Raw genomic sequence first — 26,833 nt, forward strand, 5'->3', positions numbered from 1 at the left:
CCATGCAGCATGGTTGCTAATTGGTTATTTAATTATTTAGAGACGTATAATGTCAGAAAATTTTGCGCAGTTATTTGAAGAAAGCCTTAAGGGTTTTGAAGCAGAGCAAGGCTCTATCGTTAAAGGTACTGTTATCTCAATCGAGAACAACATCGTACTTGTTGATGCTGGTCTTAAATCTGAAAGTGCAATCCCTGCTGAGCAATTCAAAAATGCTGCTGGTGAACTAGAAGTTGCTGTTGGCGACGAAGTAGATGTTGCTTTAGACGCAATCGAAGACGGTTTCGGTGAAACTATCCTTTCTCGTGAGAAAGCGAAGCGTCACGAAGCGTGGATCCGCTTAGAAAAAGCATGTGAAGAGCAAGAGACTGTTACTGGTGTTATCAACGGTAAAGTTAAAGGCGGTTTCACTGTTGAAGTTGATTCAATCCGTGCCTTCCTACCTGGTTCACTTGTTGATGTTCGTCCAGTACGTGACACAACTCACCTTGAAGGTAAAGAGCTTGAGTTCAAAGTAATCAAGCTTGACCAAAAACGTAACAACGTTGTTGTTTCTCGCCGTGCAGTTATCGAATCAGAAAACTCACAAGAGCGTGAAGAGCTTCTTGCTAACCTTGTTGAAGGTCAAGAAGTTAAAGGTATCGTTAAGAACCTTACTGACTACGGTGCGTTCGTTGACCTTGGTGGTGTTGACGGTCTACTACACATCACAGACATGGCGTGGAAGCGTGTTAAGCACCCTTCAGAAATCGTTAATGTTGGCGACGAAATCGCAGTTAAAGTTCTTAAATTCGACAAAGAAAAGACTCGTGTATCTCTAGGCCTTAAACAGCTTGGCGAAGATCCATGGGCAGCTATCGCTGGTCGTTACCCAGAAGGTTCTAAGCTTTCTGGTCGTGTAACTAACCTTACTGACTACGGTTGTTTCGTTGAAATCGAAGAAGGCGTAGAAGGTCTAGTACACGTTTCTGAAATGGATTGGACTAACAAGAACATCCACCCTTCAAAAGTTGTTTCACTAGGTGACACTGTTGAAGTTATGGTTCTTGAAATCGACGAAGAGCGTCGTCGTATTTCTCTTGGTCTTAAGCAATGTATTGCTAACCCATGGCAAGAATTTGCTCGTCTACAAAACAAAGGCGACCAAGTTACTGGTAAGATCAAATCAATCACTGACTTCGGTATCTTCATCGGTCTTGAAGGCGGTATTGACGGTCTTGTTCACCTTTCAGACATTTCTTGGAACACGCCTGGCGAAGAAGCTGTACGTGAATTCAAGAAAGGCGACGAAATCACTGCTATCGTATTACAAGTTGACCCAGAGCGTGAGCGTATCTCTCTAGGCGTTAAACAAATCGAAGCTGACCCATTCAATAACTACCTGGACGCAAACAAAAAAGGTGCTATTGTTAAAGGTAAAGTGACTGAAGTTGATGCGAAAGGCGCAACTGTTGAGCTTATCGAAGGCGTTGAAGGTTACATCCGTGTAGCTGATATCGCTCAAGAGCGTGTTGAAGATGCTACTACTGTAGTTTCTGCAGGCGACGAAATCGAAGCGAAATACGTTGGTGTTGATCGTAAGAACCGCACTTTAAGCTTATCTGTTAAAGCTCTTTTCGAAGCAGAAGAGAAAGAAGTACTAGAGAAGCTTAAGAAAGAAGAGCCAGCGTTCGAAAACGCTATGGCTGCAGCATTCAAAAATGCTCAAAAAGACTAATATCTAGTCTTTTAAAATTGGAAGGGCAGTTTTGCCCTTCCTTTACCACTCTTTAAGGAAACGCTATGACTAAGTCAGAATTGATAGAACAACTTGCCGAGCAACATGCACACATCCCTGTGAAAGATGTTGAAAATGCCGTTAAAGAAATTCTTGAACAAATGGCCGGTTCATTATCTAGCTCAGATCGCATCGAGATCCGTGGCTTTGGAAGTTTCTCATTGCATTATCGTTCTCCTCGCACAGGTCGTAATCCAAAGACTGGCGAAACAGTTGAGTTAGACGGTAAGCACGTACCACATTTCAAACCAGGTAAAGAGTTACGTGACCGCGTAAATGCGAGTATTGCCTAGTTTTATACAGGAGTAGTTACTTGTTTAGGGTATTAAAAATTGTATTAATTGCGCTGTGTTTATTTATTGCGTTTGTACTTGGTTCACAGAATCCACAATTGGTGCAAATCAATTATTTAATCGCTAGTAATACTTTACCCCTAGCTGTTGTAATAAGTATCTGCTTTATTTTAGGTGTCGCAATTGGTTGTTTTATAAGCTTTACACTATTTTCTCAGTTAAAGTGGCAAAATTATCGTTTAAAGAAAAAATTAGCGCCTGAAAAAAACAATAAAAAGCTTGTTGCTAATAAAGACACCTAATCATGATTGAGCTTCTGTTTTTACTTTTACCCGTTGCAGCCGGTTACGGTTGGATAATGGGTAAAAACAGCGCTAAAAACCAAGCTCATCAGCTTAATCGCCAAATCACCTCTGAATATTCTAAAGGCCTTAAATTTCTCTTAGACAGAGAAGAAGACCAAGGCTTAGAGCACCTTATAAATCTACTTGAAGTTGCTGCCGACTCAGTTGAACACTATTCAACACTGGCAACTATGTTTCGCCGCCGTGGCGAGCTTGACCGCGCAATTAAAATTCATGAGTTGTTATTAAAACACCCAAGCCTTGATGAACAACAAGCTGCAACCAGTCGTTTAGAGCTGGCTGAAGATTACATCATGGCAGGCTTATTAGATAGCGCAGAAGAGCATTTAGTTTGGCTCGTAAAAGCAGGATATAAAGAAGCGCTCGAACCAATTATCAATCTTTATTCACAAACTCGTGAATGGGAAAAGGGCATTAACATGTACGAGGCCCACAGTGAGTTGTTCACTAAACCTCAGCATGTAAAAGCCATTGCCAATTTTTACTGTGAAGCGGCCTTACAAGATAATGATACGCAAATTATGCGTAAAGCCATTAGCTTAAATCATAAAGCCATTCGTCCATTATATGAGCTTGGTCACAGTGCCTTTACCAATGAAGATTATGTAAAAGCAATTTACTATTGGCGCGAGCTAATCAGTCAGTTCACGTTTTTTGCGCCAGTATTTATTGAAGAGCTTGCGCTCAGTTATCAAAAGCTAAATTTAACGCATCAGTTTTACGAATTACTTAATGAACTGCTCGATAAAGGTGGCGTATTAATAAAAATAAAACACTGCCAAGCCTTACTTGAGCAAGGTCACATAGAGCAAGCGATAAAATTTTTAACGGATAGTTTAAAGCGTCATCCAACTATTCGGGGCTTTAGCTTTTTATTACAGCTACTTGCCAAACAAAACAACGATATTAAAGATGTACTCGATCAAATTGATAAGCTAGTAACCTCTTATATCGCAACCAAACCTGATTTTCAGTGCCAGCACTGTGGCTTTACCAGTCATACCATTTATTGGGTATGTCCATCGTGTAAGCACTGGGAAACAATTGTTCCAAGCCGTGGCATAGACGGTTTTTAATATATATTAGTCCATTAGTTTTTAGGAAAGTTATGTCTGTCGAAGATTCAAAAAAAGTATTAATTGCCCTTGATTACGATGATCAACAAACAGCTCTTGCGTTTGTAAAGCAATTATCGCCTGATACGTGTCGTCTTAAAGTAGGTAAAGAAATGTTCACGTATTTTGGTCCTAGCTTTGTTAAGGAACTAATCGACTTAGGGTTTGATGTATTCTTAGACTTAAAATTTCACGATATTCCAAACACAGTGGCTAAAGCTGTAACAGCAGCTGCAAAAATGGGTGTATGGATGGTTAACGTGCATGCCTCTGGCGGCGTTGAAATGATGACTAAAGCAAAACAAGCTTTAGAGCAGTTTGGTGATGACGCACCATTACTGATTGCAGTAACTGTACTTACTAGTATGGATGCCGCAGAGCTTACTCGTTTAGGTGTAGATAAAACACCTGAAGAGCAAGTAATTTACCTAGCAAACCTTGCTAAAGAATCAGGCCTTGATGGGGTAGTGTGCTCAGCACAAGAAGCGAAAAAGCTAAAAGCAGAACTCGGCGCAGACTTTAAACTGGTTACCCCTGGTATTCGCCCAGCTGGCAGCGATGCAGGTGACCAAAAACGCATCATGACACCTAAACAAGCCGTTGAAGATGGCAGCGACTATTTAGTTGTAGGCCGCCCAATCACCCAATCGGCAGACCCAGTTGCAACACTAAAAGAAATTAACGACTCACTAAAATAACCTCGTTATTTAAAATAGTCTCTAAAGAGCATTGTATGCGTGATTTATATCACGCTATATACAATGCTCTTTTTGTTTTTGTGGCAAGCTCACAATACTTAATCAGGTGAATTCCCTAGAACTCTAGCGATCAAAAAGTGTTTATTAAGATTGGCTAAATATCATGTTTAATCAATTGCTAAACTGCTCTTTTCAGCAATGAACGTTGCGATCAGATTACTTATTTTAATTTGACTTTAATGTCTTAAAAAACTTCGTGGTAGTAATCATTTAGGGAATTTGTTAAAAATATAGAAACCAGATAATTAGCGTTAAGTCTGCAAAGAATGCGCGATGAACGCACTATTTAAATGTTAGGTGTCTATGGATAAAGTATACCTGCTAGAGCACTTGCACATAATTTCTGAAAACAATGAATGTGTAAAGACAATCGGGATTTATGCTTCTGAGCAAGAGGCAATTGCAGCTGTTGGAAGGCTAAAAGAGCAATCTGGGTTTAGAGATTTTCCAAATATTAACCCTGCTGCTTGTGACGAAAGTGGTTTCTTTATATTGTGTTACCCACTTGGTAAAGATCATTGGGCGAAGGTTTCGTAACAATCGACACCTAACACATATCAACATGCTTGGATCAAGTAAGCATAACGATTCTTTTTTGCTGCTTTAAGTAGCTACTTATCAACCCAAGAAGAGAGTATTAGCGAATTATAAACAATGAAAGCTGAAATATCAGAGTTCGTTAATAAAGAAACATCAACTGATGAAGAACATGATTGGATTTGAGCGGTTGTTGGTAGGCATTGAATACTTACAAACTACATTAAACTTTATTTATTAAATTTGGATTTTGAATGATTTTTTTGATTTTGTGTGCTTTATCAATTTTATCTATGTTGATGTATTTCCATCGAAAACATAAGAATAATAAACGTAGACAATGTGCTTACGGATGTATAAAAGCTTACAACGTTTTAGATAAACCTGAACAATATAGTGACCTTAAAGAGTTATTTGAAACATTAGATAGCCATGAGGAGCGTTATTTTTATTCTGTAAGTATGTCTCGAATAATGTTTCCTCAAGCTTTAGATAAGTGGGCAAATTCTCATCCAGACTCCGGGGATGCTCTACTTTGTTATGGAGCTCGTTTACTACAATGGTCTTGGTCTGCAAGGGGCTATGGTCGTGGAGCTGAAATATCAGAAGCTCAATGGAAAGAGTTTTTCAGACGATTGGATAAAACTAGGCAAGTATTATTAGAATGTGCAGATAAAACACCAGAGGATCCTACACCATGGGCATACTTGATTATGGTAGCTACATGGTACTCAGATAGCGATGAACTTAAATTTGAATATTATGAGGAAGCAATAGCTAGAGATCCTTATAACTGGGCTGCACACATGCACATGATCATTGCTTTATCTGAAAAGTGGGGCGGTGATAACGAAGAAATGCTTGAGTTTGCAAGAAAAGCTTCTAGAAATGCCCCGACAGGTAGTGATCTAAAGCTTATTTTAGTTAAAGCTTATATCGAATATTGGAAGTATTTAGATTTGTTTGAGAATAAAATTGATGAAGCAAATGACTTCCTTATGGACAAAAATATTCAGAAAGACATAGTTGATTTATATAATGACTCATTAAATCATGAGAGTTTTAAAGAAACGAAAGTAACTATTTTTGTGAGATATAATTTAAGTGGTTGGTTTTGGCTTACCAGAGATAGAAGCCGCTTAAGAAAAGAGTTATCAATACTAGGTAATAAGATTGAAGACATTCATTGGAGATGGGTCTGTACAGAAGGGCAACTTGAAGACGCCAGATTGTTTGCTAATGAAAGCTAGAGAATTACCCGTAATCACAAACTCTTTACTTTACATTAATTGCAGTTGTAGCAAGGTGTAAAATTGACTTATGAGTTTCCTGATGAAGTAGAGTTTTTTGAAAAAGGATTTGGTTATTCTTGCGAATATGATCATGATGAAGGGCTATTCTCATTCATTAAGACTTATGAGACCGACGAAAAATTAATATTTACTCATTCACCATTTATGAATAACTCAGTGAGTGTAAAGTTATTTTACGGAACGGAGTTAGTATTTCATATTTATAAAGAAGAAATTACAAGAATTGCCTTTCAAGCGTGGGGCGGTGAGTTGGTTTTAAGAGTCTATTTAGCGAACGACGATAATAACTTCTTGGTTTATTTTGAACCAAAACCAAGGCTTAGATATGTTGAGCCGAATATCTAATTGCATATAAAACCCTGTTTTCGCTTAAAAGGATTGAATTAATGGAAATCAAACTAGGGCATGGAATCGACACAATTCAATTTGGTCTTACGGAGACGCAAGCTGTTTCTGCGTTAGGTGTACCTGATAAAATATTTTTCACCGATTCAGAAAATAAGCGATTGCAGTTTAACCAGCTTTTAATAGAGCTGACTTTTGAAATTGACAACGATAATTGTCTTGGCTGGATCGAAGTTTACAATAAAAGTGTAGCTTTGTTTGGTTATCAACTTATTGGTAAGCCAATGGCCGAAGTTTTATCAATTATTAAGACCGAACTAGACTCTGAACCTTCTGTTGATGATTATGGCTCGTTTATTTCTGTAACGTTTGAAAAAGAATGGCTAGAACTTCAATTTAAATTTAATAACCTCACAAACATTAATTTTGGTGTTTTGTATAGCGATAACAATAAGCCTATATGGCCTACAACATCACTAGAATGCATTTAACATCGAGTATAAAATCTCGTATGTTCAGATTAATTTAGGTTTTTTTGATAAATTTAATTAACTCAAAATGTGAATTATATAGTTATTGAAACTAAAAAAGAGTAAAGCTTTCACTTTACTCTTTTTATATACTTGTTAACTCGCAACTTATTTCAACCTAATCGACGTTGCTTCAATCTCGATTAAACCTTGCTTAAACAAACCGCCTATGGCTTTTTTGTAGTTTGCTTTACTGGTTGAGAAAGTCTTTTTAATTGCTTCAGGGTCTGACTTATCACCTAGGTGAAGTACGCCGCCTTCGGCTTTTAATTTATCTAAGATTTTTTCGCCTAAGTCGTTTACTTTACCCATACCTGGTTTTTCAAGTAGTACGTCGATTTTGCCGTCTTCACGTACTTTCTGAATGAAGCCTTTTAAGCGCTGGCCTACAAATAGCTTTTTAAATACCGTGTTGTAGTAAACCACACCAATGTGGGCTTCGTTTACGAGTACTTTGTAGCCTAGGTCTGTTTTACCGGCAACGATTAAGTCAACTTCTTCCATTACAGAGTAAGTTGGTTCATCTTTTGATAAAAACTTATTAAAGTTGCTCGATGCACAAATACGTTGGCTGGCGTTATCTAGGTACAAACGTACAAGATACGAAAAGCCGTCTTTCATTTTTGGCTTTTGTTCGTTGTATGGTGCTAGTACGTCTTTTTCGAGACCCCAATCCATAAACGCACCGGTGCTATTAATCGCTTTAACACGTAGTAGGGCAAATTCGCCTACCTCAGCCAATGGTTTTTTTGTGGTGCCGGTTGGGTGACCTGCGTGATCTAAGTAAATGAATACTTGCACGCTGTCGCCAGCTTCTAGTTCGTAGTCAATTTCTTTGCTTGGTAAGAATACTTCGCCTAAATCACGGCCATCTAAATAAGCACCTTCGTTAGATATTTCGTTAACGAAAAGGGTTTGTGTGGTTCCTAAAATACTCATTGTTATTCCTGTTCTGGCTTTTTCTTACGGCGCATTGGAGCAAAACCATCTACATCAATTGGTGCTTGAATAGGGGCTTTTGGCTTCTTAGGGGCTGCTTTGCGTTTTGGTTTAGCAGGTTTAGCAGCTACTTTTTTCTCTGCTTTTTTCCAAACTGTGTTTGGCTTTTTCTCACGTAGACCTTTAAATTTACCAACAAGGCCGTCAACGGTGAAAAAGCTTAATTCATCATTTAAAAATGCTTTAATTGCTTTGTAGCTTGGCCAATCTTTCGGGCCCACTAACGAAATAGCTGTACCTTTAAAGCCTGCGCGACCTGTACGACCAATACGATGCACGTATTCTTCAGCATGTTTTGGTAGGTCAAAGTTAATAACGTGGGTCACGCTTAATAAATCAAGACCACGTGATGCAACATCGGTAGTGATCAAAATTTTGAAGTTTTCACGGCTAAAGGCATCCATGATTTCAAGGCGCTTAGCCTGAGTTAAGTCACCTGCGAGTGCTTGTGCTTTAAAGCCTTTATCATTCAACAACTGACTTAAGCGTTGGGTGTCAGCTCGTGTTGCGGTGAAAATAATACACTGACCAACATTGTCTTGTTTTACAAAGTGCTCAAGTAGGGCTTCTTTGTGATCTAAGTGATCAGCTAAATAAAGTTGCTGAGTAATGTCACTATGTTGCTCGTTTGAGGCACTTAACAATATTTGTTTTGGTGAACGTAACAAGTTACGTGACAGCGCATCAACTTGTGCATGGTCAAGGGTTGCTGAGAACAATAACGTTTGACGTAAGCGGTGATCAGCAAGGTCGTTGATCATTTTAACTTGCTCGGTAAAGCCTAAATCTAAAATACGGTCGGCTTCATCAAAAATTAACAGTTCTAAGCCTGAAAGCTGTAATGAGCGTTGACTTAAATGGTCAGCTAAACGCCCCGGAGTTGCCACTACAAAATGAGGGTCTTTACGAAGTGCTTTAATTTGGTCATTAAAGTTTTCACCACCGAGTACTTTTACAGCACTAATATTTGTGCCAGCAATTAATAATCTTAATTGGCTGTATACTTGGGTTGCTAATTCGCGGGTAGGCGCAACGATTAAAACGCGAGGGTCGCGTTTACTGAGAGCTTTTTGCTTCATTACGCGCTGTACAGCAGGTAATAAAAACGCCAGCGTTTTGCCCGATCCTGTTTTTGACTGTGCAAAAATATCATGGCCTGCGATAGCTGTAGGTACCGCGTGAGCTTGAATGTCAGTGGGCTGGGTGATGCCTTGATGCGCAAGTTGTTTTTCGAGGCGTGTATCAATCCCAAGTTCAGTAAAGTGCAATGCGTAATCTCCGATGAGCAAAATTTGTAAATCCTGTTCATTATAACGCACTTGCCTTACTAGGAGACAGTAAAAACACAGCTATTTCGCATCAGTTTTTGCAATTATCGCTAATTCGCGTAAAATACGCGCCCTCAATGCGCCGGATTTGCGATTCGGTTAACGCCCCACATGGGCATTTAAAGCAAAAGGTAAAACCATGACTGCTGTTCATAAAGACAATGTAACTAGCGAGCACTTTGTTGTTTGCGCACTATACAAATTTGTAGCCCTTCCTGATTTTGAAGCGATTCGCCAACCATTACTTAAAGTGATGGAAGACAATGAAGTACGCGGTACTTTGTTACTTGCGGCTGAAGGTATCAACGGTACTGTTTCTGCTAAGCGTGAAGGTATCGATAACCTACTTGCATGGTTAGATTCACAACCAAACCTAGATAACATCGTGACAAAAGAGTCATACGATGACGAATGCCCGTTCTACCGTACTAAGGTAAAACTGAAAAAAGAAATCGTAACTATGGGTGTTGAAGGTATCGACCCACGTGAAGTAGTGGGTACATACGTAAAACCAGCTGACTGGAATGCATTAATTTCAGACCCTGAAGTGATTCTTATCGATACGCGTAACGATTACGAAATCGAGATCGGTACTTTCCAAAATGCGGTTGATCCAAACACCAAAACGTTCCGCGAATTCCCTGCTTGGGCTAAAGAAAACCTAGACCCAGAAAAGCACAAGAAAGTGGCGATGTTCTGTACCGGTGGTATTCGCTGCGAAAAATCAACTGCATACATGAAAGAGCAAGGCTTTGACGAAGTATTCCACCTTGAGGGCGGTATTCTTAAGTACTTAGAAGAAGTACCAAAGGAAGAAACTATGTGGGAAGGTGAGTGTTTTGTATTTGATAACCGTGTTGCAGTAAATCACGATTTACAAAAAGGTTCTTACGACCAATGTCATGCGTGTCGTATGCCTATCACTGAAGAAGAAAAGCAAAAGCCTGAATACATGGAAGGTGTTTCGTGTCATCACTGTCACGATAGCTTAACAGAAGAGCAACGTGCACGTTTTGCTGAGCGTCAAAAGCAAATCGAATTAGCACAAGCTCGCGGTGAAGGCCATATCGGTAACGAAGCACAGGAAGTTCTTCGTAAGCGAAAAGAAGCTAAAAAAGCGCAAAAAGAAGCACAGCGCCAACAGTAATTGTTAGCTTTATAAATTGATAGAAACCCCAGCATTGTCTGGGGTTTTTTTATGCCCGTATATTAGCCACATACAGTTTCTTACACATCTCAAACAGTCTCTAACTTATATCAGGAATAGAATCTTACTTAAGCTTTAAACTGATGGGATGAAAAAACAATGAAGAAATTACTACTAGGTTTACTATTTCTAGGAGGTTGTGCCTCGCAAGGTGTTGATAGAGCAGACCAAAATGTAATGATCAAACGCTTTTACGCAAAAGTGATGTCAGTGCAACCTGTTAAATTGTCATCCAACGTTAAAACAGGGATTGCTGCAGGTTCTACTATAGGCATTGTTGATCAGTTAGATGGTAACCACGAAGATATGATTGCAGGCGCTATTGCTGGGGCGCTTGTTGGCGGCATAGTGACTGCGATATCAGAAGGTAGTAATGATGCCTTTGAATATTCTTTAAGATCAGAGCAAGAAGGGAATTTTACGCTTATTCAAAAGGAGCAAGTAAATAGTGCATATGGATGTGTTGAGGTAACCATTGCCAGTGAAGCACATGTAAAAGAAACAGATTCATTACATTGCCGTTTCTAATTAATAAACACGCGAGAGCGCGTCGTCTATTTCACCTTGGCTAATTGTTTATTAAACGAAGTCAGCTTTTTATTGATCACAAAGCTGTTACACTTCGTAACAATTAAAACGATTCTTATTTAGGTGAAATTTTGACAATTGGCAAATTACATACATGGACTTTAATTGCCTGTATTAGTTGTGTTTCTGTCGCTGAGGCGGCTAATGTAGTTGTAGAATCAGTGTCTGTTGAAAAGTCTAAACAACAGATAAAAGCCGTGGGTAATGCTGAAGCTATTCATTCTGTAACACTTTACCCAGCTGTTGGGGATAGAGTTACTGCTGTTTACTTCAAGCCCGGCGATAAGGTTGCCAAAGGTGACTTACTATTAGAGCTTGATTCGCGCAGACAAAAAGCTGCGCTGATGGAAGCTGAAATTACTTTAAAAGATGCTGAGCGCACCATGAAAAGGCTTGAGGAAAGCCATTCCCGTGGTGCGGTACCGCAAAGTGATTTAGATGATGCCAAAACACTTTACGAACTAGCTAAAGTGAAGTTAATGCAAGCAAAAACAGAGCGTGAAGACCGTGAAGTTCGCGCTCCATTTAGCGGTGTTATGGGCTTAACTGACGTTGAAGTGGGCGACAGGATCACAACCCAAACAGCCATCGCTACCATCGATGATATTTCAGCGCTTTATATTAATTTTAATGCCCCAGAGGCAGCTGTGTCTGTGCTTAAACAAAAATCAGCAGTCGAAGTGGTGCCTTGGTTAGGCGATGAAACTTACACGGCTAAAGTGGCAGAGCTTGATTCACGTATCAATGCACAAACCCGCACACTCAGAACAAAAGCTAAGCTTGATAATAATGATCAACAGTTTATGCCGGGTATGAGCTTCCGTGTACATATAAATATTCTAGGTGAAGAGCTTGCCGTAGTACCAGAAGCAGCGATGATGTGGGGAGCTGCAGGCCCTTATGTTTGGAAGAGTGTTGATAATAAAGCAACCCGCGTTGATGTAAAAATTGAGCAGCGTTTAGCTGGGCGTTTATTAGTCTCAGGAGGCTTAAAAGAAGGCGACTTACTGGTAACTGAAGGGGTTCAACGCCTTAGACCTAATCAAGAGCTTAATTTCATTAATGAAGTGCAGCTAGCCAAGGAGTAATGATGAAACAGCAACCTATGATGGAAGATCTGCCATCAATGGCGATACGTCGCCCTGTTTTAATTGTGGTACTTAACTTACTCATTATTATCGCTGGTATTGCTGCAATAGCGGGAGTTGAAGTACGAGAGCTTCCTGATGTTGATAGACCTCGTATTACTGTATCAGCTTCTTTTCCTGGGGGCTCACCAGAAACTGTAGATACCGAAGTAACCAGTAAGCTCGAAGGAGCGGTTGCTAGGGTCAGTGGTGTTAAGTCAATTCGTGCGCAAAGTGAAGAAAACAATGCCCGTATTGTGGTTGAGTTTCGCCCCGGTGTTAATCTAGATGATGCTGCAAACGAAACGCGAGAATCGGTAGCGCGAGTACAACGAGAATTACCCGAAGAAGTTGAACGGGTATCAATAATTAAAGCCGATAACGATGCCGAAGCGGTTGTCTCTTTAACAGTATCAAGCGATAGTTTGTCCCTTGAGGCGTTGACAGAGCGCGTTGATGTTGATTTAGCTCCGCAGTTTTTAACCATTCCCGGGGTTGCCGATGTTCGCTTAAATGGTGACCGTGAACGGGTACTTAGAGTGCGCATCGACCCGCTTAAGCTGAGCAGCTTTAACCTTACGGTGCCAGATATTGCTAATGTACTTCGTCAAGCTCCCTTTGATGTGCCTGCGGGTAGTTTAAAATCAAGCGATCAACAGGTAATAGTTCGTGCTGATGCAACGTCAGTGTCTGCAGAGCAAGTGGCAGACATCATTGTCCGTGATGATACTCGTATTGGTGATGTCGCTGCTGTTTACTTTGGTCCAGCAGATCCGCGCTCATTTGTCAGGCTCAATGGCACACCTGTTATTGGCATGGAAATTATTCGTCAGGCGCAATCTAATACCATTGAAATTTCTGATGAAGTGCTCACTTTAATTGAGCGTATGCGTGAACGTTTTCCTGAAATGGAGTTTACTTTAACCTCTGACGATGCGCAGTTTATTAGAAGCTCAGTTGATGAGGTAATTAACTCACTATTACTGACAGTACTATTAGTAGTGATTACACTTTGGGTGTTTATTGGCTCTTGGCGGGCAACACTTGTTCCTGCATTTGCGATACCTGTTGCGTTAATTGGCTCTTTAGCACTGATTTGGGCCCTTGGTTTCTCAATTAATATACTTACCTTACTTGCATTAGTATTAGCAACAGGCCTAATTGTTGATGATGCAATTGTGGTCAGTGAAAACATACAGCGTCAACGCGGTTTAGGTCTAGGACGTCGTGCTGCTGCCGTGGTTGGTACTCGCGAGGTGTTCTTTGCTGTTGTGGCGACAACCGCTGTATTAGCTGCGGTGTTTGTGCCAATTGCCTTTTTACCTTCAACAGCAGGGCGGTTATTTAGAGAGTTTGGTGGTGTGCTAGCTGGCGCGGTGATCATCTCAAGTTTTGTTGCTTTATCCTTGGTACCTGCACTAACTTCAAAACTGAAATTAAAGCAGGGCGGTTTTCATCCTTTTGCTAAAGTTGGCCATGTTTTAGCCGCCGTATATAAGCGCACAATACACGGAGTTCTTCAACATGCATGGCTAACCTTTTTTGCTTGTGTGTTGGTTGCTGCAGGCTCTGGGGCACTGTATTTCAATTTAGATAACGAACTATTACCAACAGAAGATCGCGGCAAAATTCGTATTTTTGCACGAGGTCCTGATGGTGTTGGCTTGAACTTTATGGACAGGCAAGCCGTGCAAATGGAAGATATCTTACTGCCGTATGTAGAAAGTGGTGATATTGAGTCTATTTATACTGTTGTTGGGCAATGGGATCCAAATATTGTATTTATCACTGTGCCATTAAAACATTGGGACGAACGTCACTTTAGCCAGCAAGAAATCATCAATAAGATTCGTGGTCCTTTAGGAAATATTCCAGGTGCGGCTGGTTACCCAGGTGGTTCAAATAGTTTGAATTTACGCGGTCAAGGTGGTGGTATTGAGCTTGCGTTATTAGGGCAAGACTATCTTGAGATATTTAAAGCAGCACAAGACTTTTCTGCTGAGATTGAAAAGGCAGTGCCAGAAGTGGCACCTGTGCGTATTTCATATCAGCCGTCACAACCACAATTACGGGTCAATATTGATAGACGTCGTGCCGAAGAGCTTGGCGTATCGCTTAGTGATATATCAGTAACGCTACGAGCTGCAATTAATGGTGATGATATTGCTGATTTAAACATTGGTGATCAATCAATCCCAATCATGTTGCAAGCTCAAAACCAAACTATCACTAATCCAAGCGATTTAGCTAATTTGTATGTTGGCGGCCGTAACGGTCAGTTAGTGCCACTTAGTAGTGTTGCGACTATCACAGAAGAAGGTGTGGCTGCAGAGCTAGAGCGCCATGCACAGCGTCGTGCTATTGAGCTAAGTATGGAAATGCCAGAGGGTGTTACAATTGCTGAGCTGGTAACAAAAATCCGTGATATTTCAGAGCAATCTCTACCTGCTGGTATTAGTTTGGCGTTTAAAGGTGAAGCATTAACCTTCGAAGAAACTGCCAATGAAGTATTGATGACCTATGTATTGGCGTTTTTAATTGTACTGTTGGTACTTGCGGCGCAGTTTGAAAGTATTAATAGTGCAATAGTGGTGATGATTACAGTGCCATTTGGTATTACGTCAGCCATTTTAGCCTTGTATCTAACAGGTACCTCATTAAATATATACTCGCAAATAGGATTAGTGATGTTGATTGGCTTGATTGCCAAAAATGCAATATTGCTGGTGGAGTTTGCTGATCAGTTACGTGACCAAGGCCGAACGGTAAGAGTCGCTGTTGAAGAGGCCGCATTAGTTCGCCTTCGCCCAATTGCAATGACACTGGTTTCAACCTTACTGGGTGCATTACCACTAATTCTATCTACTGGCGCTGGAGCAGAGGCTCGTAACGCGATTGGATGGGTGGTGTTTGGCGGTTTAGCACTTGCGGTGTTATTTACCCTTTATTTAACACCGGTTATTTATCTTGGTCTAGCGCGCTTCACAAAACCAAGAGGTGATGAGTCGAAACTTCTTGCTGAAGAGTTAGAAAAGGCTTAATCCTAACAAATTGGCTATTTTTCTTTGAAAAAATAGCCAATTACCCTCACAATTAAATCAAATGTTTAAAACTAGGTACGCGTATGCAAGCCGAACACGTTGATATTGCCCAATTTCTCTCCGATCATGCTCCTTTTGATGATCTACCTGATGAGGCTGTAAATAAACTCGCATCACAAGTCGAAATAGCCTATTTTCGGGCCGGCACAGAAATATTAAATTATGGTGATGATATTGCAGACTTATTTGTTATACGCACTGGTGCCGTTGAAATGTATCGGCGTGATGGTGATTTATATAACCGTTTAACTATCGGTGGAATTTTTGGTTCAATGGGTCTTCTTATGAACCGTAAAGTGCGTTTTCCGGCAAAGGCACTTGAAGATACCTTAGTTTATTGCATCAATGTGAAGTTGTTTAACCAATACTGTGATGAATACGAAGTATTTGCTGACTTTTTTGAAGCCGATGGTAATGTGCGCCTTCATCAGGCAATTGTTGAACAAGCGGATAGCAACGACTTAACTACAGCAAAAGTGAAGTCACTACTGCACCGTGATGCAGTGACTGTTGCAAAAAGTGCCTCTGTGCAAATGGTTGCACAATTGATGACACAAGAGTCGGTATCTTCAGTATTAGTGACTGATGCGGATAAACCAATTAGTGATGATCCCGATGATGATGACGGTCAGGTGGTAGGAATCATTACTGACCGAGACTTACGTACCAGTGTGATTGCTGAAGGTTTGAGTTACGAAGCGCCAGCAGAGCAAATTATGCAGACAGACTTAGTTCTGCTTGATAGTAATGCGTACGTGTTTGAAGCCGTGCTTGCTATGCTCAGAGATAACATTCACCACCTGCCAGTCGTTGTGAAGAAAAAACCCATTGGTGTTATTTCGTTATCGGATATTTTACGTTACGAATCGCAAAGTAGCTTATTGTTGGTGCGAGGTATATTAGCTCAGCAATCGATTGAAGATTTAGCTTACTATGCAAGACAACTACCTAATGTGTTTGTGCGCATGGTAAATGAAGATGCTAACTCACATATGATAGGCACAGCTATGGCTGTGATAGGACGCACATTTAAACAACGTTTGCTTGATTTAGCCGAAGAAAAATTTGGCCCGCCACCAGTTCCTTATTGTTTTATCGCTTTAGGCTCAATGGCTCGTGATGAACAATTAATTGTCACTGACCAAGATAATGCCATTATCCTTGATAATAGTTTTAATGAAGAATTACACGACGATTATTTTCAAAAGTTAGCTGATTTTGTCTGTGATGGTTTAGCCGAGTGTGGTTATAAATACTGTGAAGGTGAAATTATGGCGTCTTTTAAAAAGTGGCGTTTAACGCGGGAGCAGTGGAAAGAACAATTTGCCGGTTGGATGGCAGAACCAAAACCACAGGCATTATTACATAGTTCCATCTTTTTTGATTTAGATGGCGTTTACGGTAAAAACAAGTGGGCTGATGAGCTTAAGCGATTCATTGCAACAGAAGGGCGCAAGAATAAACGTTTCTTGGCTAATCTTGCTGCCAATGCACGAAATAGAACACCGCCTTTAGGTTTCTTTAAAGACTTTGTGTTAGAGCACAATGGTCAGCATAAGCGGTCAATGAATTTAAAACGCCGTGGAACTGCGCCTTTATCAGATGTTATTCGTGTACATGCTCTGGCAGTAGGTAGCCGCAAACAAAATTCATTCGAGCGTTTGGAAGATATTATCGAAGCTAAATTACTGCCCGAGGGTAAGGCACAAGATCTACGTGATGCCCTTGAATATATTGCCATGATCAGAATTAGGCACCAAGCATGGCAAATTGAAAAGCTTGATGAAGAACCTGATAACGATCTTGAGCCTCATTTGCTTTCTCCTTTTGAGCAACGAAATCTAAAAGAGGCATTTGCGATTCTTGATAAAGCGCAGAGTTTCCTTAAATTCAGATACTCTGCTAACTCAGGGATTAAGTAATGGCAAAACAAGGGGTAAAACTTGATTGGCCGACTCGGTATCAGCAGTTATTAGCTGCTAGTAAACAGCCGTTAATTCAAGAGTTTTATGAATCTGCCATTTGTGACCTAAAGATACCAATCTGTGACGTTCCCTTAGTGGCGCTTGATTTTGAGACAACAGGTCTAAATTTTCAAAATGACGATATAGTCAGTGTCGGCTTAATCCCATTTAATACTAAGCGTATCTTTTGTAAAGATAGCCAGCATTGGATTGTTCAGCCAAGGCGTAAGCTTGCTGAAGAGTCGATTGTTATTCATGGCATAACCCATTCAGAAGTAAGCGATGCGCCAGATTTCTCAACAATTATGGAACCATTGCTAACAGCATTGAAGGGCAAAGTGATTGTGGTGCATTTTGCACCCATTGAAAGGCATTTTTTATATCAAGCGTTGCAAGCTCGATTAGGTGAAGGCCTTGAGTTTGCCGTTATAGACACGCTAGATCTGGAAACTCGTGCTCTGCGAGCAAAGCAGGGGTTACTAGGTAGATTATTCAACTCTAAGCTTGATTCTGTGCGATTAGCTGATTCTCGTATTCGTTATTCGCTGCCCGCGTATCAAAACCACAATGCGCTGAATGATGCCACTGCTACCGCAGAGCTATTACAAGCGCAAATCGCATATCATTACCGCCAAGATACGCCGCTAAGCGAATTTCTTATATAACAACCGTTGCACCGACTATATATCGGGTAATTTAAATTAATTGACCAAAGCTTATAAATAAAAAACGCCGCAAATGCGGCGTTTTTATTTTTTAGAGCTGAGTGGTTAGTTTCTTGGTTCTGTTCTTAAACCAAGGATTAAACTCACACACATAAGTAGCAATACAAATGTGAAAGGTAAGCCAGTTGATACGGCTCCAGCTTGTAATGCTTCGATAGCTTGTGTACCACCAATCCAAACAAGTGCCGCTGCAATAGCACCCTCAATTGATGCCCAGAAAATACGCTGTGGTACAGGGGCATCAACTTTACCACCTGCAGTGATTGAGTCGATTACTAATGAACCTGAGTCTGATGAAGTGATAAAGAACACAAGTACCAGCACAATAGCAATGAACGAAAGCACTTGCGACATTGGCAGAGCTTCAAACATTTGGAACATAGCCAGTGGTACATCAGTTAAACCTTTTTCACCTAGCACACCTACTTTATCAACCACTTGTTCAATAGCAATACCACCATAAATTGACATCCAGAAGATGGTGACAATAGTTGGGACTAGTAGTACAGCAATTAAGAACTCACGAATTGTACGGCCTTCAGATACGCGCGCAATGAACATACCTACAAACGGTGACCATGAAATCCACCAAGCCCAATAGAATACTGTCCAGCCGTGCATCCATGTCTCATCTTCACGACCATGTGGATTACTAAGTGGAATGATATTTTCAACATAACCCATTACTGTGTTAGGAAGGTTGCCAAAAGCTGCGGCAAAACCAACGATTGCAACAAATACTAGTAACACTAGAGCGATAAGCATGTTTACGTTGCTAAGCAGTTTTACACCACCATCAATACCACGAACAACAGAGATCACAGCCAGTAGAGTTACACCAACAATAACGCCAATTTGTAAACCAATTCCGCTATCAGTGCCAAATACATGGTTAATACCTGCGGCCGCTTGTTGTGCGCCTAATCCAAGTGAGGTCGCAAGGCCAAATAGGGTAGCAAGCACTGCTAGAATATCGATTAAATGCCCAGGCCAGCCCCATGCTTTGTCGCCTAAAATAGGGTAAAAAATAGAGCGAATAGATAAAGGTAGCCCTTTGTTGTAGCAAAAGAATGCCAACGAAAGAGAAACAACAGCGTAAATTGCCCAAGGATGCAGACCCCAATGGAACATAGTTGCGCCCATTGCCAATTTAGCGGCTTCTGGTGTGTTTGCTTCAACACCTAGTGGTGTTTCGTACCAGCCTGTAAAGTACGCGACTGGCTCTGCCACGCCCCAAAACATTAACCCAATACCCATACCTGCAGCAAATAGCATTGCTAACCAAGAAATACGAGAGTGAGTTGGGCGTGCTTCTTTACCACCAAGGCGGATATTACCGTATGGTGAAACAATTAATGCTAAGCAAAACAATACGAATAAGTTTGCTGACCACATAAAAAAGCCATCAAAATTATTAATAATGTCGTTTTTAATACCATTCAGGGTAGTTTTTGCTGTTTCAGCATCTGAAACTAATGTTGCCACTAAGAATAGGGCAATTAAACCAGCGCTGATGCCAAATACAGGGTTATGCACATCAAAACCCCATTTTTGTACATTGTCCTGACCGACGGTATAGTCGGTATTGTCGATACTGTACTTATCATGATGTTCGCTCATGAATACCTCTTGTTGTAGTTATATCTAGCAGAAAGCTAAACGGCCGGATGGCACAAGTTCAACTAATCCTCTTTTTACGTAGGAAATTAAAAAATAGTTTGTAGACGAACTAAATTTGTACCAAAGTCTAATCTTTAGTGTAGGAGCTCGAAAAAAAATGTAAATGGTTTTGTCCCTAAACAGCCGAATAAATGCAGTTTTTTTCTTTTTTTGTTGGAATTGTGAACAAATTGCTGCGGGTGAGGAATAATTTGATGACAGTATTATTTCAAAGCAAATTATTTTAGTTGAGATGAAAGTGCTGCAAACATAGTGTTTGCAGCACAAATTTACTACTTCTTGTACGCGTCGTTATGAACGCCCGCAGCACGACCCGAAGGATCAGCATTATTTTGGAATGATGCATCCCATGCAAGCGCTTCAGGAGTTGAACAAGCAACTGATTTGCCATGCGGAACACATTTCGCAGCTGCATCACCTGGGAAGTGCTCTTCAAAAATACTACGATAGAAATACGCCTCTTTAGAATCTGGGGTATTAATCGGGTATTTGTATTTTGCATTAGCTAGGTCTTGATCACTAACTTGATCGTTTACATACTCTTTTAAAGTATCAATCCAGTTATAACCAACACCATCAGAGAATTGTTCTTTTTGGCGCCAAAGCACTTCGTCTGGTAAATAGCCGTCAAACGCTTCACGAATGATGTGTTTTTCAATTTTACCGTCTTTACACATTTTCGCTTCTGGGTTGATGCGCATTGCTACATCAACGAACTCTTTATCTAAGAATGGAACACGCGCTTCAACGCCCCATGCTGCCATCGATTTATTAGCACGTAAGCAATCAAACATGTTTAGTTTTGATACCTTACGATTAAGCTCTTCATGGAACTCTTGCGCGTTTGGCGCTTTGTGGAAGTAAAGGTAACCCCCAAAAAGCTCATCGGCACCTTCACCAGACAACACCATTTTAATACCCATAGCTTTAATTTGGCGCGCCATTAAATACATTGGTGTTGAGGCACGAATGGTTGTTACATCATACGTTTCGATGTGATAAATCACTTCACGTAGTGCATCAATACCTTCTTGAATAGTAAAGTGAATAGGGTGGTGAATCGTACCAATCATATCAGCTACTTTTTGTGCAGCTGCTAAATCAGGCGAACCTTCAAGACCCACAGAGAATGAATGTAGTTTTGGCCACCAAGCATCAGACTCGTCATTGTCTTCGATACGTTTTGCAGCAAAACGTTGCGTAATAGCCGAGATAACAGATGAATCTAAACCACCTGATAATAGAACGCCATATGGAACGTCACACATTAATTGACGTTTAACAGCAGCCTCTAAACCTTCTTTTACATCGCTTGTTTTTGCTTCGTTGTCTTTTACAGCATCATAGCTTTGCCAATCACGACTGTAGTATTTACGAAGTTGCCCATCTTTGCTCCATAAGAAATGACCCGGAGGGAATTCTTCAATATGTTTACAAATTGGCGAAAGTGCTTTCAGTTCTGAAGCAACATAAAAGTTACCATGTTCATCATGACCTGTATAAAGTGGAATAATACCGATATGGTCACGACCAATTAAGTAGGCATCTTGCTCTTCATCGTATAAGCAAAAGGCAAAAATACCATTTAAATCGTCTAAAAACTCAGGGCCTTTTTGCTTATATAAAGCCAAAATAACTTCACAGTCTGACTGAGTTTGAAAAGTAAAATCAGTTTCTAAGCTTGCAGCTAATTCTTTGTGGTTATAAATTTCACCATTAACAGCAAGAATATTTGTACGCTCTGGGTTGTACAATGGTTGTGCACCACTCGAAACGCCAACAATAGCAAGACGTTCATGCACTAAAATAGCTTTATCAGATGAATATACGCCAGACCAATCTGGTCCGCGGTGCCTTAATAGTTTTGACATCTCAATTGCTTGGCTTCGCAATTGAGTGGGATCAGATTTAATATCTAATACCCCAAATATTGAACACATAGTGACTCCTCATTCCAATTATGTGCGCAGTTAACAGAATTTATATAACTGCGAATGTTTGTTTTAACAGAAATAATTACCTAAGTCACACAGGTTTTTTAATTAATTGAGAATAAAATATGCACCTAGGATTATGTCTTTGCACCAGTATGGGGTAAGTGGTTAAAGGCTGAGCAGTTTAAATGCTTGATTTGCACAAATTAGGTGATATAGGGCCTAATATAAAGGCTCTTATTACTAAATGACCTGCACAGCTTTGGTGCAAAAAAATGTGAGGCTTTTTACCTTTTTAAATGTATAGACAAGTCGTAAAGATAGCGCGAGCAAAGTTTATCTTTGCTCGCTAATTTTAACTTAAATAAATTATGAGTTATTTATTGATATAGTTAAGGGCTATCGCAAGTTGGTTTAAGTGTGCAGTTAGTTTTTCTTGTGCTTCATGCGCTTCTTTCAGTGTCACAAACTTAAAGTGTAAGAAATCGCCTGGTTTTAATTGTGCAAAGTGACGAAGATCTGCTTCGATCACTGTACCAAGTAATGGGTAACCCCCCGTTGTTTGCGCATCATTTAAAAGCACTATGGGTTCACCGTTTGGCGGTAACTGGATACACCCAGGAGCAACAGCCATAGATGGTAGTGAAATATCATGGCTGATATCACACTCATCACTTAATAGTCTTGTGCCCATGCGGTTGCTGTTAGGAGACACATGCCATGAATGATTAATAAAGTTTACTATGGTGTTTTTAGGTAGCAACGCGGCGTGTGGTGCAGCATGAATTCGTATTTGCGTACTTTTAGGTGGAAGCATGGCGCCTAAACCAATTTTGGTCTTGTACTTAGGCGTAATTTGAAAGGTATCACCAGTTTGTAGTGCGTGACCGGTTAAACCACCAAAACCAGCTGAAATATCAGTTGAGTAAGAATCTAAAATAGGCTCTGGTAAATGCCACTCGCCGCCAATCGCAAGGTAACTTCTAAAACCATGGCGTGCTGCATTGAGCTTTAATACATCACCTTTTTTGATATAAAAACTCCATCCTGGTTCCACGGCATTGCCGTTCACTGTGGCTTTCATATCAGTGCCATGCAGTGCAATGTAATAATCATTATCAAATTGTATTTCAGCAAGGCCTAAGGTGATTTCGATTACTGGATTATTATCATCATTGCCGACTAAACGGTTCGTTATTATTTGCGCATAAGGGTCGATACAACCAGATTGACCAATTCCTAAGTGACGAGATCCTGTGCGACCTTGATCTTGTATAGACATTTGCATGCCAGGTTTGATGATAGTGATCATTTTAACACCTCCTGAATAACAAACTCTAAAGTATCGCCGGGCTCAATAGCACATGGTGAAGCTGCATTAATATCAAATAATTTAAAATCTGTATGGCCGATAATCTGCCAGCCACCGGGGGAAGTTTCAGGGTAAATACCCGTTTGCTCACCGCCGATAGCAACAGAACCTTTTGGTACAGAAAGCCGTGGTTCAGCATGACGAGGTGTAAAAAGCTTTGGATTTAAACCATCTAAATAAGCAAAGCCGGGTTTAAAGCCTAAAAACAGAACATGGTATTTGGCATTGCAGTGCATTTGAGCAACATCGTCGACAGAGAGGTTATGATGCTTAGCAACATGCGCGATATCAGGCCCATATTCACCGCCGTAGCGCGTAGCTAACTTATGATGACGCGAATTAAAGTCACTGGATTTAAGTTCGTGCCATTGCTCAAGTAATCTTGGTAGCCAGCCTGCAAGTTGAGTTGGTTCTTTTAAATATAGGGTTAAATTATTATTGGCAGGAACTACATCAACAAAATCATCACTATTTTTACAGTACTGAGCTAATGCCCATATTTTCTTTTGTGTATTAAGTGTGTCGCTTCCTGTCACGTAGGCATCAAAAAAAATGCTGTGTGTAGTGAGCGCCATAATCTTAGGTGTGTTATTGGTCGTCGTCATTACTCATTAATCTTATTATTATCCCTTAATGCTTCTTAGCATATAGGCTGGATGTTGATGATGTAAATGTGTCTTTGGTGTTAATTAGAAAAACTCATGACAATCAAGTGGCTATAATTACTTATAGCCACTTGAAAAGTGCAATAGCAATTACTTTGCGTTATTTAATAACCAATTAGATAATAAACGTACACCGTAACCAGTTCCGCCTTCAGCTAGTTCATCTTTAGCTTTAGAGTTTAGCGCGTTGCCAGCAATATCAATGTGAACCCAGCGAGTTTCACCAGCAAAGTGTTGTAAAAAACTTGCAGCTGTAGTCGCCCCAGGGCCATGTGAGCCGATATTTTTTAGGTCAGCAATGTCAGATTTTAAGGCATCTTTGTAACCTAGTGGTAAACGCCATAGGTTTTCGTTTACTTGTTTACCAGCCACTGTTAACTGCTCAACAAGTGTATCGTCATCAGAGAATACCGCAGCATATTCATTACCCACAGCACGAATTTTAGAGCCTGTTAGGGTTGCAACATCTACCATAATGCTCGGCTTAAACTTGTCGCGGGCATACCACATTGCGTCACTTAGAACTAAGCGGCCTTCCGCATCCGTATTGACAATCTCAACGCTTAAACCTTCAGCAGTTCTAACTACATCACCCGGCGCTACAGAAAACTGTGACACCATATTTGCAGCCATGCCCATCACAGCAACTACGTTAGTATCGGCTTTAGCAAGTGCCATTGCTTTTACAGTACCTAGTACTGCTGCTGCGCCTGCCATGTCTGACTTCATGCGGGCAATTGATGCACCTGTTTTAATACTATAACCACCCGAATCAAAGGTAATACCTTTACCTATTAATGCGATAGGCGTGTTTTTATTACCTTGATAATGAGCAACAACTAAACGTGAACCTTCTTCACTACCACGACCAACCGCTTCAAGTGCGCCCATGCCAAGCTTTTTGATTTGCTTAGGTTCTAAAACAGTGATTTTAACACCTAACTTTTTAAGCTCTTTTGCAGCTTTTGCAAAATCAGCAGGAGTCATTTCTGTTGCAACTTCAGACGTTAAATCGCGCGCTAAAAAAACACCTTGCTCAATACTTTGCAGTAATTTGTGAGTTTTGACTGCTTGGTCTAAATTTTCAACATCAACCGTGTAGTTAACAACATGGCTGTCTTGTTCTTTTTTATATTGCTCAAAACGATGGTCACGTAAATTCGCACCATGAGCAAATTCAGCAGCGTATTTAGCATTGATTGCGCTGTCTTTTAACTCAGAAAAATCTAGGCTTACAGTTGCTTGTTTAGCAGACTGTAATTTAGCGTGAACATTACCACCCAGTTTTGCCATTTTTGCTGCATCCAGCTTCGGCTGCTCTCCTAAGCCAACAAGTAAGATGCGTTGGTGTTCGCTACCATTTGGCGCGATTACTTCTAATGTTTTGCCATAGCCAGCTTTAAAGTCACTAAACTCAATAACTTTGTTTAAGTGAGTTTGGGTTTCTGGTTTTAAATAATTAAAGTTAGCAACTTGGCTATCTGTATCTAAAAATAAAACTAAGGTGTTGTCGTTCGGTTTAATTGATTTTGCAAAAGTGAACTCTGCGGCATTCACTTGCGTAGCAAGTGTTAATCCTAATGCAATAGCAGATAAGCTGTGTGCAATTTTCATTTTTTAATATCCCAATGTTAAAAAGCTGTGTTTTACCGTAAATAAGGTTAAGAGTTAAATTGTTAGCGGTGAATCGCTGTTTGCATGCGTTTAAGTTGAAATTATTAATACCTATGCTCGGTCTCTATTAAATACAGGCTTTTACGAGGAAATTAGTATGACAATTAAGTCGATGTTACTGACACTATTCACTTGCAGTGCCATTTTTACCATCAGCCCAATTAAAGCTGAAACAATGCCAGATAATGCAACAGGGCATATCGAAACTATAGTGCTTGGCTCGGGTTGCTTTTGGGGAGCAGAAAAACGTTATGAAGCACTGGATGGCGTGTTAGATGCGGTATCTGGTTATGCTGATGGGCATGGATTTAAAGCAACCTACAAAAATATTATTCGTAGTTCTCGTCGTTTTGATGAAAACAATTACGCAGAAGTAGTTAAAGTGACATACAACAGTAACGAGTTAACAACACAATCACTTTTAAAACACTATTTTGAAAACCATGATCCTACTCAGCTAAATCGCCAAGGTAATGATATTGGTACTCAATATCGCTCAACAATTTTGACTAGTAATAATGAGCAACTCGAGATTGCCAATAAACTTAAAGATGAATATCAAGAGAAACTAACAGCAGCAGGGTTTGGCAAGATTGTAACTGTGATAAAACCGCTTGATGCGTTTTATGCTGCTGAGGATTATCACCAAGATTATTTAAAGAAAAATCCTAATGGTTATTGCCCAGATCACTCAACAGGCGTTGTTTTTACACCAGTAGAAAAACAGCAGGTTGATAACACAGCCTTATTGGCAGGTAAGCAAATTGTAGTGATAGATGCTAAAGGTTATTGCCCATACTGTGAAAAATTCAAAAAAGAGGTCGCCAATGAATACATGGGGTCAATCCCTATGACTTTTCGCCATGCTGATGAACTTGATGGCTTATCGATTAAAACGCCAACATGGGCAACACCCACGTTATTATTTATAGAAAATGGTGAAGAGGTTTATGGTCGCCAAGGGTATGTTAGTAAAGGTGAGTTTTACAAAGCGTTAGGCGCATTTAAGCTGGGTGACAGTGAAGCTTTTAGAGTGGCTTTTCATGCGACTACAGACAGCCCTTTTTGTAAACAATACGATATCTTTAAAAATACACCTGATGGAATTTTCATTGATAAGTTAAGTGGTGCGCCGCTTTTTGACACCCGAGACAGATTCAATTCTGGCACCGGTTGGCTTTCATTTACTCATCCTGTAAAAGATAGTGTGACAATGCATGAAGATAATAGTTACGGCATGCAGCGAATTGAGCTTAAGTCAAAAAGCTCCGGCATTCACTTAGGTCATTTGTTCCCTGGTGAAGGGCCAAGAGGTAAAGATAGATACTGCATAAATGCTACAGTGCTTGATTTTGTGCCAAGAGATAAATCTTAAAAGGTAATTGGAATAAGAAAACCAGCCGACATGGCTGGTTTTCTTTTAGCCTGATGACTTT

Annotated in this window: 23 protein-coding genes; 16 read left to right on the forward strand and 7 right to left on the reverse strand. The window is 40.3% G+C overall.

Annotation, left to right across the window (positions count from 1 at the left end; genetic code table 11):
* Positions 1 to 49 precede the first annotated feature (49 nt).
* From rpsA to HCZ11_RS03160, 9 genes are all read left to right on the forward strand, one after another.
* Positions 50 to 1,717 (forward strand): 30S ribosomal protein S1, encoded by a 1,668-nt coding sequence (gene rpsA, locus HCZ11_RS03120; RefSeq protein WP_054551350.1) that lies wholly within the window; start codon positions 50 to 52, stop codon positions 1,715 to 1,717.
* Between the two features lie 65 nt (positions 1,718 to 1,782).
* Entirely contained in the window at positions 1,783 to 2,070 is a 288-nt protein-coding gene (ihfB, locus tag HCZ11_RS03125) for an integration host factor subunit beta (protein WP_036968575.1), read from the forward strand.
* Positions 2,071 to 2,090: 20 nt separating this feature from the next.
* Entirely contained in the window at positions 2,091 to 2,372 is a 282-nt protein-coding gene (locus HCZ11_RS03130) for a lipopolysaccharide assembly protein LapA domain-containing protein (RefSeq protein WP_054551349.1), read from the forward strand.
* A 2-nt stretch (positions 2,373 to 2,374) separates the two neighbouring features.
* Positions 2,375 to 3,511, forward strand: a complete 1,137-nt coding sequence (lapB, locus tag HCZ11_RS03135) for a lipopolysaccharide assembly protein LapB (protein ID WP_130051432.1) — start codon at positions 2,375 to 2,377, stop codon at positions 3,509 to 3,511.
* Between the two features lie 32 nt (positions 3,512 to 3,543).
* Positions 3,544 to 4,248 carry an orotidine-5'-phosphate decarboxylase gene (pyrF, locus tag HCZ11_RS03140; RefSeq protein ID WP_063705476.1) on the forward strand — a complete coding sequence of 235 codons (705 nt, stop codon included), beginning with the start codon at positions 3,544 to 3,546 and terminating at the stop codon, positions 4,246 to 4,248.
* 363 nt (positions 4,249 to 4,611) lie between these two features.
* On the forward strand, positions 4,612 to 4,845 hold the full coding sequence (locus HCZ11_RS03145; protein WP_167657608.1) for a serine kinase: 234 nt from the start codon (positions 4,612 to 4,614) through the stop codon (positions 4,843 to 4,845).
* Between the two features lie 254 nt (positions 4,846 to 5,099).
* On the forward strand, positions 5,100 to 6,095 hold the full coding sequence (locus HCZ11_RS03150; RefSeq protein ID WP_167657609.1) for a hypothetical protein: 996 nt from the start codon (positions 5,100 to 5,102) through the stop codon (positions 6,093 to 6,095).
* Positions 6,096 to 6,158: 63 nt separating this feature from the next.
* Entirely contained in the window at positions 6,159 to 6,503 is a 345-nt protein-coding gene (locus HCZ11_RS03155) for a hypothetical protein (protein ID WP_167657610.1), read from the forward strand.
* A gap of 41 nt (positions 6,504 to 6,544) precedes the next feature.
* Entirely contained in the window at positions 6,545 to 6,994 is a 450-nt protein-coding gene (locus HCZ11_RS03160) for a hypothetical protein (protein WP_167657611.1), read from the forward strand.
* Positions 6,995 to 7,141: 147 nt separating this feature from the next.
* On the opposite strand, the gene HCZ11_RS03165 is transcribed toward HCZ11_RS03160, so the two are convergent.
* Together HCZ11_RS03165 and HCZ11_RS03170 are read right to left on the reverse strand one after the other, a co-directional pair.
* Positions 7,142 to 7,972: a S1 RNA-binding domain-containing protein gene (locus HCZ11_RS03165; protein WP_167657612.1), complete on the reverse strand. Its 831-nt coding sequence runs from the start codon at positions 7,970 to 7,972 to the stop codon at positions 7,142 to 7,144.
* A 2-nt stretch (positions 7,973 to 7,974) separates the two neighbouring features.
* Entirely contained in the window at positions 7,975 to 9,300 is a 1,326-nt protein-coding gene (locus HCZ11_RS03170) for a DEAD/DEAH box helicase (RefSeq protein ID WP_130052288.1), read from the reverse strand.
* Between the two features lie 199 nt (positions 9,301 to 9,499).
* On the opposite strand from HCZ11_RS03170, the gene HCZ11_RS03175 reads away from it, so the two are divergent.
* From HCZ11_RS03175 to HCZ11_RS03200, 6 genes are all read left to right on the forward strand, one after another.
* Positions 9,500 to 10,507 carry a rhodanese-related sulfurtransferase gene (locus tag HCZ11_RS03175; protein WP_055197229.1) on the forward strand — a complete coding sequence of 336 codons (1,008 nt, stop codon included), beginning with the start codon at positions 9,500 to 9,502 and terminating at the stop codon, positions 10,505 to 10,507.
* 159 nt (positions 10,508 to 10,666) lie between these two features.
* Positions 10,667 to 11,095, forward strand: coding sequence for a hypothetical protein (locus HCZ11_RS03180; protein WP_130051437.1), 429 nt, complete (start codon positions 10,667 to 10,669; stop codon positions 11,093 to 11,095).
* Positions 11,096 to 11,232: 137 nt separating this feature from the next.
* Positions 11,233 to 12,243, forward strand: a complete 1,011-nt coding sequence (locus tag HCZ11_RS03185; protein ID WP_239977600.1) for an efflux RND transporter periplasmic adaptor subunit — start codon at positions 11,233 to 11,235, stop codon at positions 12,241 to 12,243.
* A gap of 2 nt (positions 12,244 to 12,245) precedes the next feature.
* The gene (locus HCZ11_RS03190; protein WP_175580366.1) at positions 12,246 to 15,323 is read left to right on the forward strand and encodes an efflux RND transporter permease subunit; all 3,078 of its coding nucleotides are present in this window, start codon (positions 12,246 to 12,248) and stop codon (positions 15,321 to 15,323) included.
* 83 nt (positions 15,324 to 15,406) lie between these two features.
* Positions 15,407 to 17,305, forward strand: a complete 1,899-nt coding sequence (locus tag HCZ11_RS03195; protein WP_130051439.1) for a DUF294 nucleotidyltransferase-like domain-containing protein — start codon at positions 15,407 to 15,409, stop codon at positions 17,303 to 17,305.
* Positions 17,305 to 18,012 (forward strand): 3'-5' exonuclease, encoded by a 708-nt coding sequence (locus HCZ11_RS03200; protein WP_167657615.1) that lies wholly within the window; start codon positions 17,305 to 17,307, stop codon positions 18,010 to 18,012. Before HCZ11_RS03195 ends, HCZ11_RS03200 begins: the two co-directional genes overlap by 1 nt.
* Before the next feature lie 105 nt (positions 18,013 to 18,117).
* On the opposite strand, the gene HCZ11_RS03205 is transcribed toward HCZ11_RS03200, so the two are convergent.
* The 5 genes from HCZ11_RS03205 to HCZ11_RS03225 form a co-directional block, all read right to left on the reverse strand.
* Positions 18,118 to 19,692 (reverse strand): BCCT family transporter, encoded by a 1,575-nt coding sequence (locus HCZ11_RS03205; protein ID WP_167657616.1) that lies wholly within the window; start codon positions 19,690 to 19,692, stop codon positions 18,118 to 18,120.
* A gap of 332 nt (positions 19,693 to 20,024) precedes the next feature.
* Positions 20,025 to 21,692: an asparagine synthase B gene (gene asnB / locus HCZ11_RS03210; protein ID WP_167657617.1), complete on the reverse strand. Its 1,668-nt coding sequence runs from the start codon at positions 21,690 to 21,692 to the stop codon at positions 20,025 to 20,027.
* A 370-nt stretch (positions 21,693 to 22,062) separates the two neighbouring features.
* Positions 22,063 to 22,998, reverse strand: coding sequence for a biotin-dependent carboxyltransferase family protein (locus HCZ11_RS03215; RefSeq protein ID WP_167657618.1), 936 nt, complete (start codon positions 22,996 to 22,998; stop codon positions 22,063 to 22,065).
* Positions 22,995 to 23,663, reverse strand: coding sequence for a 5-oxoprolinase subunit PxpB (gene pxpB, locus HCZ11_RS03220; protein WP_167657619.1), 669 nt, complete (start codon positions 23,661 to 23,663; stop codon positions 22,995 to 22,997). Before pxpB ends, HCZ11_RS03215 begins: the two co-directional genes overlap by 4 nt.
* A gap of 150 nt (positions 23,664 to 23,813) precedes the next feature.
* Complete coding sequence (locus tag HCZ11_RS03225; protein ID WP_167657620.1) at positions 23,814 to 25,337, reverse strand: leucyl aminopeptidase; 1,524 nt, start codon at positions 25,335 to 25,337, stop codon at positions 23,814 to 23,816.
* Between the two features lie 157 nt (positions 25,338 to 25,494).
* On the opposite strand from HCZ11_RS03225, the gene msrA reads away from it, so the two are divergent.
* Complete coding sequence (msrA, locus tag HCZ11_RS03230) at positions 25,495 to 26,772, forward strand: peptide-methionine (S)-S-oxide reductase MsrA (protein WP_167657621.1); 1,278 nt, start codon at positions 25,495 to 25,497, stop codon at positions 26,770 to 26,772.
* Positions 26,773 to 26,833 lie beyond the last annotated feature (61 nt).

This window comes from Pseudoalteromonas sp. HF66 (assembly GCF_011806445.1).
Lineage (GTDB): Bacteria > Pseudomonadota > Gammaproteobacteria > Enterobacterales > Alteromonadaceae > Pseudoalteromonas > Pseudoalteromonas apostichopi.